Raw genomic sequence first — 15,171 nt, 5'->3', positions numbered from 1 at the left:
ATGCTTGATGATATACGTTTACACATCTATTCTGACGAAGAAAAGCAAAGTGATATAGAGCAACATAGTGCAATTGGTTTAACAAAGCGTTTTGAGGATAATAAAAGGGCTTTTTTTCGTTTTGCACCGGGATTAAAAAAAGTTGTTGAACAAAGTAGTTGGCAAAACTATGGCCTTTTTTTTAACAAGAATAAAAATGGGAATTTAGTCGATGGAGTAACCGGTACTGTGCTCTATGGCGTTGAGCCAAATGACGAAATTCACCGTCAAGTAAACAAATTCAAGGACGCGCCCATACGAGTATATTTGGACGCAAATGGTGCTCAATCATCACAAGTTACGGACTCCTCCTGTCTAGTTATACTAGGGTTAGGTCTTGGTTATCATCTTAACTTATTGATTGAAGAGACAAACAGCAAATTTATAATTATCTATGAGCCAGAAACTCAGTTTTTGTTGGGCTCAAGCTTTCTCCTTGATTGGCAAATTGTGTTAAAACGGGCAGAAGAAAAAGGTATAACGCTATTCTTTCAAATAGGTGAAAGTGGGGAAAAAATAAAAAGTGATTTAAAAGAGCTTAGAGAACACTGTAGTTTAAAGTTCATTGATTTTTATCAGCATTACAATAATGCTGAATTTTTAAGCATCATTGATCACGCAAAATTTTACAATGCTATATCCTTTTTTGAATATGCTATTGAATGGCAGCGAGGAGAAAATTGGTCTCAATACATACCTATTTGGACTCCTCCGCCGAAATTTGAAATCTCAGAAAAAGTTGTACCTAAAGATCACTCACTGTTTAAAAAGAATATTGAAACTTTCAGAGCAACGTTCTCAGAGATTGCTTTGCAGTTTGAAAATTATAAGTCACAGCGCTGGGAAGTTGTGGAATCTAAAGAAAATGAAGTAGCACTAAGACACATAGAAACAGGACTTTATTTTTGCTCAGAATTGCCACGTGATGCCGGAAAATCTAATTACAATAATTTTGCTCAGTACCCCAATAAAGATGGTTTGGTACTTGGTTACAACGGGACTAAATTGCTCCCCTATTTGCATTATCAGTTTGTTGATGAAGTTGGCGTGATAATTGAGCAGTTAGATGACAAAGTTTCGACTTTGCCTAGTGATATCAAGTCATTAATTTTGTTTGGTATAGTTAATGGTTATCATCTAGATGAATTATTAGCTGAACATACAATTGATGCTCTTCTAGTTTGTGAACCTGAACCTGACTTTTTTTATGCTGCTTTATTCGCTATAGACTTTAAACCTATATTAGATGACTTTAACCATAGGCAAGCCCGCTTGTATTTTAATATTGGCGATGATGGTAGTCATTTATATTCAGATTTAATACATCAGTTTCATGCAATTGGTCCTTATGTATTGCAAGATACTTATTTTTATCAAGCTTATTCGAGAAGAGACTTTGCTGATCGAATCAGTTCATTGCGAGAACAGTTACAGGTCGTAGTCAGTGCGGGTGAATACTTTGATCATGTGCGTTACGGTATAGAGCATACTCGTCATGTACTGAAAAATGAGTGCTTTGTACAACGAACAGAGTCGGATATAACATATCCAGGTACCTTTGATGAAACCCCTGTGTTTATTGTTGGCAATGGTCCTTCATTAGACAAAGAAATAGACTACATAAGTTCGGTTCAAGAACGGGTTATTATTGTTTCTTGTGGTACTTCTATTGGTACGTTAGCGAAGTTTAATATTAAACCTGATATTCACGTAGAAATAGAACAAAACCGTTCTACGTATGATTGGTTACAGAGGGCCGATTGCAAACCGTTGTTAGCTGAAACGATATTGTTGTCTTGTAATGGTATTCACCCCCACGTTACCGAACTTTTTAAAGATGTTTTCATGTGTTTAAAGCAGGGAGAATCGTCAACAGAAGTAACAGAACTAGCGATAGGCCGCAATGTTGCCGAAATTTTAGAAAATGCGTATCCCACAGTTTCTAATTTAGCTTTGAACGCAATTATCAAATTGAAGTTAAAAAATATCTTTTTATTTGGTGTGGATTTAGCCTTTTTATCGGATACTGAGCATCACTCAAGTCACTCTCAATACTATAATGAAAAAGGTCAAGAAGTTTATGACTATGCTAAAAGTAATCAATTGAATATTTTTGTTCCTGGAAATTTCGGTGGCTTTTTAAAAACGAAGTACGAGTTTAAGTTATCTAAGAATTGTATGGAAAGCTTACTTAGCAATGAGGGCGTAGAGTGTTTCAATTGTAGCCACGGAGCGCTAATCGAAGGCGCTAAGCCGATACGTTCTGATGAATTAACGCTACCAGAAATTAAATTGGATAAAAGTGTTGTTTTGGACACGTTAAAAGAACATGCTTTTTATCAATCTAAAAACCTTCTTAAGCAGGTGGATTCAAAAGATATTTTAAGCCATTTTAGTTTAGAGAAAGTAGAGCAAGATATTGAATTGTTATTAACTCTTTTGTCTAGTCTTGAGGCAAGAGACATTACTATAGACACATTTATATTGAAACAGAAACAACTATTAATCGATTTCTATAACAATAACTCACTATCATTCTATTTGTTTTACGGTTCTAATAATTATGCATTGAGTGTCTTTTCAAAATTCTCTCAATTGCCAGAGTCAGATTTTGGGTTAGAAATCTCTTTGATTAGTGCATGGCGACGTTTTTTATGTAAAGTGAAAATTGAGTATGCTAATTATGCTTCTGAGTTTGACTTTATTCACTCTTTCGGTTTTCATCGAGAAAAGATAATCGCACATAGTTATTTAAAATCTGTAGAGGTTTATGTCAATTTGAACATTACAAATTGTCCTTACCTTTTGGAAAGTATAAGTGAATTCAAAACTAAAAATATGAACTTTCACTTTTCTAGTGATGAATTTAGCGAGTATTCAAGTTTTGTTTTTATCATAAATAATGAAAACATCTTTGACAAAATTGTATATACGCTTAGTCGACAAAATGAACCCAAAGATGTCCTAATTGTTGATGTTGATATTCACATTTTCAAACGGTTAAAAGCAGCTCTGCCTGCACATAGGATAAACTTGCTGATAAGCCCTTTTCATACCAAGTCCAAGGATTCGCTAGACGATTTTTACAACGGGACAGCACCTCTACACTATGATGCAAATACCTTAAAGTTAGTCCCTAAAGTTATAAATGGTGAATTAGATGGCGCCATATATGTTCCAAAATTACTTTATTCTACAAAGGCGACATTGGAGTTAATAAAGAATCAAACTTTGAATTTGATTGAAAATTTAGGTGAGGTATTACCTCAATTTTATGTTTTTCCCGATTACTGCTGTTTTAACGCAAAGCTCCCCAATAATTATGTTGATATATTGGGGAGCTTTGCTAAACCTGCGCCTATTGAATATAGCCAACGAGATTTGGTTATTATTCATTTACTATCTGATGAAAAGTTGCAAGGTCATGTGAATTGTTTTCATGATGAAAATGCCTATCAGTGGACGATTAAATCCGATTAGCAACATGTTGTGAATATAGCAATTTAGTTGCTTAGTTCACTAACCATATCCACCCCATCCCAAACATGAGAAAACTGTAAGCTTTGTCCTAGCAAAGACCAGCGGCGAATGTGTTCGCCGCCTGCTAAACTTTGCACTTCTAGCCGTTCTTCATCTGATACAGAATAATAGCTAATGCCTTGTAGTTTAGGTTGCAGTAACGCATTTAGGTCATGCAAAGATGAAAGGTGGTTTTGTACAAATATATAATTACCACAATGTAGTTCGATGTCTTGTTGTTGTATATGAGATACATCAATCACATCAAAATCATCGAACGAACTTAATGCTTGGGTTTGTCCACGCATTACAAGGTATTGAATATAAACCTGCCGGTCTACCTGTTCTGCTGTGGTAAGTTGGGTATTTCCCCAATGTTCATTAACCACAGACCAGAACAGTTGTTTGGTTCTGGTCGTTACATTTGGCAACCAAACAACAACTCTAGGCGACGCACAAGCTTGTTGAGAAAAGCTTTGTACATCGGTAATAAAACCTTTCGCTGCTTTTTGAATATCAGATTTGGCTATCTCGCCAAGTAAAGCAATGGAATACCTGTCTGGAAAATATAGATTTTTACAGCTGTTTTTAGTTTTCAATGTTTTGAAATGATTTACCGTAGCATCCCCTCCCCAAACGACAATGCCATCAGCATGGGCCACAAGGCTCCCAGAGATATCGTCGTTTCGAGGGTATGAAACTAAGGCAAGGCGGTTAGCAGCTTGATAATGTGATTTGGCACAATACTCTATAAATTGTTCAATGAGTAAAGACGCAATAGGCGAAGCGGTATTACCTAGTCGAACAACAACTTTGTTTCCCGTCAATATGCCTAGGGTTAGGCTGTAAAAAAATAAGGTGTCGATATTGTTCGGCGCGATTTGAAATACACTACCCAAAGGCTCATGTTGATTTTTCGTATATTTTTGTGCAATTTGAGTTAAATTGGCACTGCGTAACCAAAATGCCAGCGACACTAAGACAGGTTCCTCTTTAACCTTTTCTTGGTGTAGTAAAAATGCCGAAAAATCGGAAAAAAAGCTCAGACTATCTTCACTCATAAATTCAGCGCAGGGCGCATTGTCGAACATATCGCAGTGCTCTATTGCCTTGGGGTAAAGCCACCTGATTGTGTCGAATTTAACAAGTTTACTTAAACGTATCACTGCAACCTCTTATTTCAGCTTTAGGTATACGACCAAGGACGTTGAAATATTTTCCTTTTCTTCCACAAGGACAATCATCAATACCACGAATGACGCCTAAATCTTCGGTGGCGATATTGTGTCCGGGGTAACTGGTGGGTAACAATGAACGGGTTTGGATAATTCCTTGGTTACCTATTTCAGTAGGTTTAAAGGTTTGAGGATCTAGAATATCGATATCTGCCCAAACTGGAACATGTAAATGCCCAGCGTCACATTCAACATAGATGGTTCCGGTTTGTTCCGCCATACCATAAAAATTATGAACATGATGGGTCCCAAATAGCCCATGAACATGATGTTTCAGGGTTTCATTATCCACAGCGTCATCGAGCATCTTTTTCCAGCCGCCGCTGTGTAAAATGATCATATTGGGTAGGTCAAAGGTTAATCCTTTATTTAACAAAGGCTTTAGAAACTTAGACCATAGAATAAATGTGAAACCAAATACTAAAATAGGAGACGCGGTTGGGCCTGAATGTTGTTTTAGGAAAGGCAATAACCCGTCCAAGTTAAGATTAAAGTCGTCGTCTAACGCAAATTCTCTGCCTCGACCAAAAAATGATAAGCCTTGAATTCCCGCAGCGCGAGCACCAAATGAACTTCCTGACTTTAATACTGAAGGGCTATCCACAACTAAATAGGGGAGGCGTTGCTTCCCAATCCATTGCCCCAGTATTTTAGTCAGTATTTTAGACTGCAATGCGCTTGTGGTTCTATCTAACACAATTTGTGATACCGAGCCGCCGCTGGTTCCGCTAGACGTAACCGTTTTAAAGCGATGCTCTTCAGGAATAGAAGACAAGTGTTGTAACTTGAACTGCCTCGCCCAAAGGGGGAGATGTTCACCTTGGCTGGCGTTTACCCAGTGCTGGTAGGGTTTACAATGAGTATAATGCCATTGGTTGAGCTCAGAAAATGCGGGTTTAAACACAGACTGTTTTTGGCTTTCGGGCCAGTCATATACAGGCCATAAGCTAAGCTCATCCCAATTTAGCATAAGGTTTTTAATCTCGTGTAATCCACTTTGCCGTTACTAAGTACAGGTAGGCAGTCTACAAAAGTGAATTCAATAACGCGAGGGTGGAATTTTAGTAACGTCGCTATGTGCTTGGCGGTAAGTTCATTTTTACCCGAGGTTTCGCCGCAGTTTTGCTCGGCAAAACAATGTATTTTGTCATCTTCACCGATGACTTTTATTGGCCCTAAGGTTTGTCCAAGTATCGCTTCAACTTCATCTAAATTGGTACGTTCACCGTTGAGCTTAATAATGCGTTTTTTTCTACCTTGTAATGTGAAATCGCCCTCTTCGTCGAAAAAAGCTAAGTCGCCCGTAGGAAGAGTTTGCAATTTCGAGAAAAATTGTAAATCGCGATATGACTCGGCGTAGCCCAACATGATATTGGGGCCTTCATAAACGAGTTCACCAGCTATATTTGCGCTAGTAACTGGCTTTCCGCCTTCGTCTATTAAACGTAAATGCCCGCCGGGAATGGCTTGACCTATAGCGTCTGGTTTTTGGCTTAGTTTCTCCGGAGGTAAATATGCGATGCGTGCGGTCGCTTCTGTTTGCCCATACATAACATAAAATTCAAAGTTGTTGCTTTCGCAATGCTGATGAAAAAGGAGTTTTGTTTGCTTATTCAAATATCCGCCAGCTTGAGCCAGATACCGTATGGACTTTGGCAGTTTTACTAAACCACCCACTCGGCGCAGCGTTTCGAATGTAAATGGTACGCCATAAAGTGCAGTGCAATTGTAGGTAGTTACGTTTTGCCAAAACTCTGGGCTCATTACGCTAGCGCTATTAAATACGATACAGGCGCGTTTGGCTAAATGGGTATTGACTATAGATAGCCCAAAGCTATATGAAAACGGTAATGTGGTGAGTACGGTATCTGTACTTTTTATGGGTAGATAAGAGCAAATGCTGCTGGTATTTTCTTTTAGAGCTTCGAAGCTTAAACAGACAAATTTTGCAGTGCCTGTCGACCCAGATGTGGTTAATAATAATCCAAGCTCTGAAGCTAGGTTATGCTCACAATCTGCTGAAAACGTCATGGTGTCTTCGTCTAAGGTAACATTTGGACGGTATTCTTTTTCTATTGCTAGCAGCGCCGCATCAGGTGCGCTTTTTTCAATAAGTATTGTTGCGTGCCCGCTTTGCAGACAAGCGAGATAATTGATTAAGGTAGCTAGGGTGTTTTGCGTGCGAATAGCACATAGGGTGCGTTTAGCTGGAAGGGCTTCACGCTTTTTTTCAACGGCAAGTTGCAACTGAGTATAGCTTACACGTCTACCATCTTCGGCAATGCAAGCCAAAGCGGACGTATTTGCATTTAGTTGCCAAAAACTCATTAAAAAGCCACACCATGCTTAGCTAAAATCCGTCGTGCTTTGGCCACTGAACTCATATCGATAATGTCGTCGGGTTCAAGCATGACATCAAATGCTGATTCTAAATCGGTGATTAATATCATGTGAGCGGTTGAATCCCAGTTTGGGTGCTCGGAATATGCGAGTGTATCGACAACTAGGTTTGATTCGATATTAAGTGATGTACTAAATACATCGATTAGTGTTGTATTGGACATAATTTACCTGTCAAAAAAGCGATAGAGTTTTTGTTTTTTTGGGTTAAACAGCTCTGGTGTTATGCGCATCATAATATGATCCGTATTTTCTTCCACGATTTCATACCCTTGTTGTGTATTAAAACGCAGTGCTGAGGTATTGTGAAGTAATACTGTTGCACGGACCTCGGTAAGCTTTAATGTGTCAAATGCAAGCTCTAGTAGTAAAAGTGAAGGTAAAAATGCATAAGCGCTACCTCTAATTGCCTCATCGCTTAAATACAAACCGGATTCAGCGTACTTTTCCTGCAATTTTAAATTTGCTGCGCCAACACCTGCATTTTTATATTCAATTACGAAATGGAGCTCATTATCGTCATGGCAAACACGTTCAAACCAAGCTTGGTGTTCAGATGCATTGATTATTTGTTGGTTTAGCATATTCGCTCGAACGAAATCCAAGTTGCGCCAATCTAGCACTTGAACAACATTGTCTGAGCTTAGTGGAACAAGAGACATTCCAAATTTTTGGATTAAAAACGTATTTTGCTGCATGGTGTAGGGTTTTTAAACAGACCTAGTTGAAAAAATAGAGTTAGTTATTTTATCGGAAGAAATCATAAATACTTGTGTTATCTCGCTAATTAAGGTGTGGCGAATGAAATAGTTATTAAATAGTATACCTAAGTATGTTGTACAAACTTTGAGCTGACGTTTTATTATGTGTATACTGAATTTAAGAGGGGTGAACTATGTCATCAATAAATACAGTAGGTACTTCGTCCATATTACAGCAAGTCCAACAGCAGCAAGAGCAGCGATTGGAAGAGCTTTCGTCGGGGCGAAGAATTAATAGTGCAGCAGATGGTGCTGCAGCTCAACAAATTATAGACAGATTAACCACAGAAGTAGAAGGTAACCGTCAGGCTATCTCCAATTCTTTTGATGGTATATCTTTGGCGCAAGTCGCTGAAGGTGGCTTGTCAGGAATAAACGAAGACGTGAACCGTATTCGTGAATTAACCATTCAGTCAGGTAATGGCATTTTAAGCGACTCTGACAGAACCGCTATTCAGGGCGAGATTTCTGCGTTGCAAGACAACATTTCACAAACCATTGAACAAACCAACTTTGCAGGCCAAGCGTTATTGAGTGAAGACGGCGGTATCAGTTTTCAGGTTGGTTCAGATGCAGGTAATCAAATTGATGTAAGCACACAAAATTTCAATGAAGAACTTGATGCAATCTTAAATGTTGATGTGACGACTCAATCAATCGAAGACTCGTTAGCAGCTACAGATGCGGCCATTGAATCTGTTGGATCAGCCCGAAGTGAACTAGGTGCTGTACAAAGTAGATTCGAGAGCACAGCGAGAAATTTATCCCAAAGTGACGTCAATGTTTCTGCTGCTAGAGGGCGTATCGCAGATACTGATTTTGCGCAATCTACAGCAAGCCTTTCGGCTTCTAATGTACAAAGCCAAGCTGCGCTCACAATACAAGCACAAGCAAACCAACAACAAGGGCAAGTTTTGGCTCTCCTTAATTAAATATCTGTTTAATGTAGAAAAAAGCAGCAATAGCTGCTTTTTTTATGGGTGAAATAGCTGCTTTCAGTTGCGATCCGCGAAGTAGGATATACAATCAAGACTGCAAATACTAAAAATTAAAATTAACGCAGTGTCTTTGGGGAATGAATGAAAGGTATTTTGCTTGTTTCAGACCATAAGTCTTTTAAACAAGAACTCAGCACAATATTATCTTTTCTAGGCGAAACTTTTCATGCGTGCTCGTCGGATGAATTTGAATCGGTTACTAACAGTAAAGCTGAAAGTGTTCCTGATGCAGTTATTTTTAATTGCCAGTCTATGGATAGTATTATTCCTATTATTCCCGCGATGCCTGAAACTGCATTCATTTGCATAGGCTCACAAGAAAATGCAGACCATTTTCCTAAAAATATAGTGTGTCATTTAGTTCAACCTGTTACTTATCCCGCATTGACACAAGCATTACATCGTTGCCAAGAATACACGAGTCAACATCCAGCTCGTCAAGCTGGTACTGTGCCGACAATGATGTTATTTCGTAGTTTGGTCGGAAAGAGTAAGCAAATTCAACATGTGCGTCACTTAGTAGAACAAGTTGCTCCTACTGATGCTAGCGTAATTATATTAGGCGAGTCGGGAACTGGTAAAGAAGTGGTTGCCAGAAATGTTCACTATTTATCAAAACGTCAATCGGGTCCTTTCATACCTTTAAACTGTGGTGCGATCCCCGGAGAATTGTTAGAAAGTGAGCTATTTGGTCATGAGAAAGGCGCATTTACTGGCGCAGTAAGCGCTAGAAAGGGACGCTTTGAGTTAGCGGAAGGCGGAACACTCTTCTTAGATGAAATTGGTGATATGCCATTACAGATGCAAGTTAAGCTTCTTCGAGTGTTACAAGAGCGCACTTATGAGCGCATTGGTGGAAGTAAGCCTATTAAGTGTAATGTGCGTATTATTGCCGCGACTCATAGAAATTTAGAAACTATGATTGAAGAGGATAAATTTAGGGAAGATTTATATTACCGTCTAAATGTATTCCCTATCATTAGTCCTGCGTTGAAAGAAAGGAAAGATGACATTCCTCTGTTATTACAGGAGTTGATGAGTCGGTTAACAAAAGACGGGGCCCCAGGATTGCGTTTTACTGAACAAGCTTTGAGCTCGTTGATGGAACACTCATGGCCTGGAAATGTCAGGGAGTTATCAAACTTAGTTGAGCGATTGACTATTTTGAATCCAGGACAAATTGTTGACGTTACTGATTTACCAGAAAAATATCAGCATGGTGACTTCAGTGAATATCAACCTGAATATCCAGAAGAAGTATTAGAGAGAGAAGCTTTTAATACTCTTTTTGCGGAATCAGCTGCGGACGAAATAGAAGAAAATCATGAGCTTATTAGCCAAGTTGGTTCTGGTGCTGCTCAAAGTAGTCACTTACCTGATGAAGGTGTGAATCTGAAGGAATATTTATCAGATTTAGAAACAAGCATGATTACCCAAGCCCTTGAGCAAACGGAATGGGTGGTGGCTAGAGCTGCGGATAAACTTGGAATGCGTCGCACTACCTTGGTTGAAAAAATGCGTAAATACGACATTGCTAAAGATAAACCCTAAGGTATTTTTAATATAAATTAGACTGCCTGCCAAGATTTTGGCGAAAATCTAACAAAAAACTGGCACACCTTCTGCAATCCCTCCTTATAGCAAAGCGTTATTCATAAAAAAATGACGCCTTAACGCTTAATAAGTGAGGATTCAAAGTGACTACATCTCAAACTCTACAAGCTAATAGACTGGAAAGTCTTCTTAAAGTGCTTCCTGCTGGGGTCGTTGTAATTAATGGCAAAGGGGTTGTAATACAATCTAACCCTCAAGCTATTGAGCTATTAGGCGAGCCTTTGGAAAATGAGCTATGGCGAGACGTTATTGCCCGTGCATTTAAGCCAAGAGCCGATGATGGTCATGAAGTATCCCTTACCAATGGAAAACGAGTGAAGTTAGCTATATCTCCTTTGGAAGGTGAGCCGGGCCAACTTATTCTGTTAACTGACTTAACAGAAACAAGACAGCTTCAGTCAAGAATCAGTCACATGCAACGCTTATCGTCACTTGGAAATATGGTGGCGTCACTTGCTCATCAAATTAGAACGCCATTATCTGCAGCTATGTTGTATGCCGCGAACTTAGTTCAGCCAACTATGGATGATGCCACAAGAGTCAAATTCAGTAACCGAGTTAACGACAGGCTAAAAGAGCTTGAAAGCCAAGTTAATGACATGCTGTTGTTTGCTAAAAGTGGTGATCAACAAGTACTTGCGCCGTTAACAATGGCTGATATTTTTAATTCAGTGTTACCCACAGCTCAAATTTTAGCAGATAAGAGAAAAGTGAATTTAAAGGTAGATGATGTCGATTTACCAATGACTATTTCAGGAAATCTAACAGCACTACAAGGCGCTTTGCTTAATTTGATTGATAATGCCATTCAAGTAAGCCAGCCTGGTGATGATGTCAATGTGCGTGTTGAATGGCTTCAAAATGATGTGTCTATTCATGTTATTGACCAAGGACCAGGTGTTCCTTTTGGTATTATGAAGCAAATTTTTTCTCCTTTTTATACAACCAAGACCAATGGAACAGGCTTAGGGCTTGCTGTGGTTAAGTCGGTTATGCAGTCTCACGGGGGGAATGTTACTTTGAAAAACGAAACAGATAGAGGCGCTCACTTTATTTTAACTTTGCCAGCTCAAGCTAGCTTATCTTTAGCGTCAGGAGAATAACCATGGCTACGAAAATTCTAATAGTTGAAGATGATGCAGGATTACGCGAAGCTCTGAATGACACCTTGACTCTTGCTAACTACGAAACCGTAGAAGCTGAAAGTGCTGAGCAGGCGCTTATAGAGCTAAGTCGTCAATCTGTTGACCTCGTCATTAGTGACATTCAAATGGGGGGAATGGACGGTCTTTCCTTACTAAAGTCAATTAAGGCAAAAAGTAACAATACTCCTGTTATCTTAATGACGGCATTTGCGAAAATTGACGATGCAGTACAAGCCATGAAAGATGGCGCTACGGACTACTTATCAAAACCCTTTGCACCTCAGGTATTAATCAATTTAGTTGAACGTTACGCTCCTGCTAAAAAGGTCGTAAAAGGCAATCCAGTGGTTGAAGACGAATCGAGTTTGCAGTTATTAAATTTAGCTAGAAAAGTGGCGAAAACAGACGCGACCGTTATGGTTTTAGGGCCAAGTGGCTCGGGTAAAGAAGTTATTTCTCGTTATGTTCATGATATGTCGCCTAGAGCGAATGAACCTTTTGTTGCAATAAATTGTGCGGCGATTCCAGAAAATATGCTTGAAGCAACACTCTTTGGGTATGAAAAAGGGGCCTTTACTGGCGCAGTGCAAGCCTGTCCTGGAAAATTTGAACAAGCACAAAATGGCACTTTACTGCTAGACGAAATTACTGAAATGGATTTAGCGCTTCAAGCCAAGCTTCTGCGGGTTCTCCAAGAAAGAGAAGTGGAACGGTTAGGTGCTCGTAAAACAATTTCATTAAACGTAAGAGTGGTTGCAACCAGTAATAGAGATGTGAAACAAGCCGTCGCTGAAGGGGTTTTCCGGGAAGATTTGTATTACCGACTAAACGTATTCCCATTAGTGTGGCGTCCTTTACATCAAAGACCTGGTGATATATTGCCTTTGGCTGAGCATTTGATACATCGCTATTCACAGGCTCAGAATAGTGAAGTGTGTAAATTGAATGCAGCTGCAAGAAACAAGTTAGTTCAACACCAGTGGCCAGGTAATGTACGTGAGTTAGATAATGTAATACAGCGTGCCTTGATCCTATGTGAAAACGGAGAAATTGACTCTTCTGATTTGCTCATTGAAACTGACACTGCATGGGCACAAGTTGAACATGAGGTCGTTAGCGAAGAAGATGCTGACAGCAAGTTGGGGTCTGAACTTCGACAGCAAGAACACCAAATTATTTTAGATACGCTGACTTTGTGTAATGGCAAGCGAAAAGATGTCGCAGAAAAGCTGGGTATTAGTCCTCGAACACTGCGATATAAGCTCGCAAAAATGCGAGAATCTGGTGTAGACGTACCCGCTTAATAGCGGGTTTTTTATTGTTGGCAAGCTCCTTGCAATTCTCTCTATAACTGCGATTAACATCGCCAATATTTTGACTTACCGCATTGAGAGAGCACAGTATCATGGACATTAAAGGCAATAGCTTATATCAAGAAATGCAAGCCATGATGGGAGAAATCAATAGCATTTCTCCTAACAACATTCCTACTGTTACCCCTAACAACCCAGCACAACAAAACTTTGCAGAACTTCTTGGCGATGCAATAGGTAATGTAAATGACATGGGTTATAAAGCCCGTGATATGCAGCATAGTTTTGAATTAGGTGAACCCAACATCAGTTTAGCTGATGTGATGGTTGCAAAAGAAAAAGCGGGTATTGCGTTTGAAGCAACAGTACAAGTGAGAAACAAAGTACTTGAAGCATACAAACAAATCATGAATATGCCGGTTTAGGAGTAGATTCTCGTGGCAGATAGTGCAAGTACCGAATTGGCAATTTCAGACTCAAATGGTATCGGAGACAATGATGCAGAGCAAAAGTCTGGGTTTATTGACGCTCTGAGTGGGGCAGATATGATGCGCCAGATGACACTTGTTGTTGTCTTGGTGATTTGTATCGCAATTTCCGTAATGGTTGTTATCTGGATGCAAGAGCCAGATTATCGACCCTTAGCAAAAATGCCAACTGAAGAGTTGATTGAAACTCTAGACTTTCTAGATGCTAGCGATATTGACTATAAATTGGACGGGAATACCATTTTAGTTCGCAGTGATGAATATCAGACCATTAAACTGGGCATGGCGCGTCAAGGCGTTACGCAAGATGTCGATACGGGTTCTGATATTATCATGCAAGATATGGGGTTCGGTGTGAGCCAGCGGCTTGAAGGCGAACGTTTAAAACATGCTCGTGAACAACAAATTGCAAGAACCATAGAAGAGATATCCAGTGTCAACCGCGCACGAGTGTTACTGGCGTTACCGAAAGAAAATGTATTTGCTCGTAGAGAAAAGAAAGCCAGCGCGACAGTAGTTCTTACCGCGCAACGAGGACGAGTTATTGCGGGCGAAGAAGTTGACGCCATTGTTGATATTGTAGCTTCCGCGGTACAAGGTATGGAGCCCTCAAAGGTAACTATTACCGACAGTAACGGACGTCTTCTCAATTCAGGCTCTCAAGATTCAATGAGTGCTAGAGCAAGAAAAGAGTACGAACTAGAACGACAAAGAGAACAAGAGTATTTAAAGAAAATTGATGCCATACTCATTCCTGTTATTGGCTTAGGAAACTACACGGCACAAGCGGATGTCAGTATGGATTTTACTTCGGTGGAACAAACACAGCGCCGATACAATCCTGATTTACCTGCAGTGCGCAGTGAAATGATCGTTGAACAGAACAGTACAGGGTCGGTAAACTCAGGTATACCAGGTGCGTTATCAAACCAACCTCCACTAGAATCCAATATTCCCGAAGAAGCCAATGGTGGTGGTCGTTCAGTACCCATTCCAGGGCGCAACAGCAAAGAACAAACCCGCAACTATGAATTAGATACAACAATAAGCCACACTAAGCAGCAAACCGGTGTTATGAGCCGCTTAAGTGTCTCAGTTGCGGTGGATCACAAGTCTGTTACTGCTGAAGATGGAACGGTAACCAGTGAGCCTCGTACCCAAGAGGAAATACTAAATATTCGTCGTTTATTACAAGGCGGTATAGGATTCGACGTTACCCGCGGAGATTCACTGGAAGTCGTCAGTATTCCATTTAAACGGTTTGAAGAAGGTGAAGTTGCAGATTTACCCTTGTGGGAACGCCCTTCATTTTTGCCATTAGTGAAAATAGTCATGGGTGGCTTAGTAATCATTGTGTTGTTCTTTGTTGTTGTACGCCCGATGATGCGTAAGTTGATTAACCCTGAAGAAACGGCTAATTCCGACGAATTTGATGCTGATGACAGTTTAGATTTGGGTGATGAAACCATAAGTATGTTGTCAGAAGAGTTTGATGAAGGGCAAGTTGGTTTTGCCGCCGATGGCTCATTAATGTTACCTGACTTACATAAAGACGAAGATGTACTTAAAGCAGTACGTGCCCTTGTTGCCAATGAGCCAGAACTTTCTGCTCAAGTGGTCAAAGGCTGGTTACTTCAGGATGAATAGAGAGAATTAAAT

The 15,171-nt window shown here is 39.8% G+C and carries 12 protein-coding genes; 7 read left to right on the top strand and 5 right to left on the bottom strand.

What is annotated here, in order from left to right:
* Positions 1-3,519: a 6-hydroxymethylpterin diphosphokinase MptE-like protein gene (locus J3L16_RS06045; protein ID WP_207611998.1), complete on the top strand. Its 3,519-nt coding sequence runs from the start codon at positions 1-3 to the stop codon at positions 3,517-3,519.
* A gap of 23 nt (positions 3,520-3,542) precedes the next feature.
* On the opposite strand, the gene J3L16_RS06040 is transcribed toward J3L16_RS06045, so the two are convergent.
* From J3L16_RS06040 to J3L16_RS06020, 5 genes are read right to left on the bottom strand one after another with little or no spacing between them, the layout of a single operon-like run.
* Positions 3,543-4,649 carry an acyl-CoA reductase gene (locus tag J3L16_RS06040; protein ID WP_207611997.1) on the bottom strand — a complete coding sequence of 369 codons (1,107 nt, stop codon included), beginning with the start codon at positions 4,647-4,649 and terminating at the stop codon, positions 3,543-3,545.
* Between the two features lie 58 nt (positions 4,650-4,707).
* Positions 4,708-5,763, bottom strand: coding sequence for an acyl-protein synthetase (locus J3L16_RS06035; RefSeq protein WP_207611996.1), 1,056 nt, complete (start codon positions 5,761-5,763; stop codon positions 4,708-4,710).
* Entirely contained in the window at positions 5,757-7,121 is a 1,365-nt protein-coding gene (locus J3L16_RS06030; RefSeq protein WP_207611995.1) for an AMP-binding protein, read from the bottom strand. Before J3L16_RS06030 ends, J3L16_RS06035 begins: the two co-directional genes overlap by 7 nt.
* Positions 7,121-7,357 carry an acyl carrier protein gene (locus J3L16_RS06025; RefSeq protein ID WP_207611994.1) on the bottom strand — a complete coding sequence of 79 codons (237 nt, stop codon included), beginning with the start codon at positions 7,355-7,357 and terminating at the stop codon, positions 7,121-7,123. Before J3L16_RS06025 ends, J3L16_RS06030 begins: the two co-directional genes overlap by 1 nt.
* A 3-nt stretch (positions 7,358-7,360) precedes the next feature.
* A complete protein-coding gene (locus J3L16_RS06020) occupies positions 7,361-7,855 on the bottom strand; it encodes a GNAT family N-acetyltransferase (RefSeq protein WP_207611993.1) in 495 nt (164 codons plus the stop codon).
* A gap of 233 nt (positions 7,856-8,088) precedes the next feature.
* Here J3L16_RS06020 and J3L16_RS06015 point away from each other — a divergent pair, with 233 nt between their 5' ends.
* From J3L16_RS06015 to fliF, 6 genes are all read left to right on the top strand, one after another.
* The gene (locus J3L16_RS06015; protein WP_207611992.1) at positions 8,089-8,886 is read left to right on the top strand and encodes a flagellin; all 798 of its coding nucleotides are present in this window, start codon (positions 8,089-8,091) and stop codon (positions 8,884-8,886) included.
* Between the two features lie 147 nt (positions 8,887-9,033).
* Positions 9,034-10,503, top strand: coding sequence for a sigma-54 dependent transcriptional regulator (locus tag J3L16_RS06010; protein WP_207611991.1), 1,470 nt, complete (start codon positions 9,034-9,036; stop codon positions 10,501-10,503).
* Between the two features lie 146 nt (positions 10,504-10,649).
* Complete coding sequence (locus J3L16_RS06005; RefSeq protein WP_207611990.1) at positions 10,650-11,669, top strand: PAS domain-containing sensor histidine kinase; 1,020 nt, start codon at positions 10,650-10,652, stop codon at positions 11,667-11,669.
* Positions 11,670-11,671: 2 nt separating this feature from the next.
* On the top strand, positions 11,672-13,015 hold the full coding sequence (locus tag J3L16_RS06000) for a sigma-54 dependent transcriptional regulator (RefSeq protein ID WP_207611989.1): 1,344 nt from the start codon (positions 11,672-11,674) through the stop codon (positions 13,013-13,015).
* A 101-nt stretch (positions 13,016-13,116) separates the two neighbouring features.
* A complete protein-coding gene (fliE, locus tag J3L16_RS05995) occupies positions 13,117-13,449 on the top strand; it encodes a flagellar hook-basal body complex protein FliE (RefSeq protein WP_207611988.1) in 333 nt (110 codons plus the stop codon).
* A gap of 12 nt (positions 13,450-13,461) precedes the next feature.
* Complete coding sequence (gene fliF / locus J3L16_RS05990) at positions 13,462-15,159, top strand: flagellar basal-body MS-ring/collar protein FliF (protein ID WP_207611987.1); 1,698 nt, start codon at positions 13,462-13,464, stop codon at positions 15,157-15,159.
* Positions 15,160-15,171: the final 12 nt, after the last annotated feature.

The organism is Alteromonas sp. 5E99-2, assembly GCF_017368475.1.
Lineage (GTDB): Bacteria > Pseudomonadota > Gammaproteobacteria > Enterobacterales > Alteromonadaceae > Alteromonas_F.
The sequence above is the reverse complement of the archived record's forward strand: the minus strand, read 5'-3'. Positions and strand labels throughout refer to the sequence as shown.

Bases quoted from the DNA above. Each gene is read 5' to 3' on its own strand.
- J3L16_RS06035 (WP_207611996.1), bottom strand. From the start codon at position 5,763: ATGCTAAATTGGGATGAGCTTAGCTTATGGCCTGTATATGACTGGCCC.
- J3L16_RS06015 (WP_207611992.1), top strand. From the start codon at position 8,089: ATGTCATCAATAAATACAGTAGGTACTTCGTCCATATTACAGCAAGTC.
- J3L16_RS06000 (WP_207611989.1), top strand. From the start codon at position 11,672: ATGGCTACGAAAATTCTAATAGTTGAAGATGATGCAGGATTACGCGAA.
- J3L16_RS06025 (WP_207611994.1), bottom strand. From the start codon at position 7,357: ATGTCCAATACAACACTAATCGATGTATTTAGTACATCACTTAATATC.
- J3L16_RS06045 (WP_207611998.1), top strand. From the start codon at position 1: ATGCTTGATGATATACGTTTACACATCTATTCTGACGAAGAAAAGCAA.
- J3L16_RS06010 (WP_207611991.1), top strand. From the start codon at position 9,034: ATGAAAGGTATTTTGCTTGTTTCAGACCATAAGTCTTTTAAACAAGAA.
- J3L16_RS06020 (WP_207611993.1), bottom strand. From the start codon at position 7,855: ATGTCTCTTGTTCCACTAAGCTCAGACAATGTTGTTCAAGTGCTAGAT.
- J3L16_RS06030 (WP_207611995.1), bottom strand. From the start codon at position 7,121: ATGAGTTTTTGGCAACTAAATGCAAATACGTCCGCTTTGGCTTGCATT.
- fliE (WP_207611988.1), top strand. From the start codon at position 13,117: ATGGACATTAAAGGCAATAGCTTATATCAAGAAATGCAAGCCATGATG.
- J3L16_RS06040 (WP_207611997.1), bottom strand. From the start codon at position 4,649: ATGTTCGACAATGCGCCCTGCGCTGAATTTATGAGTGAAGATAGTCTG.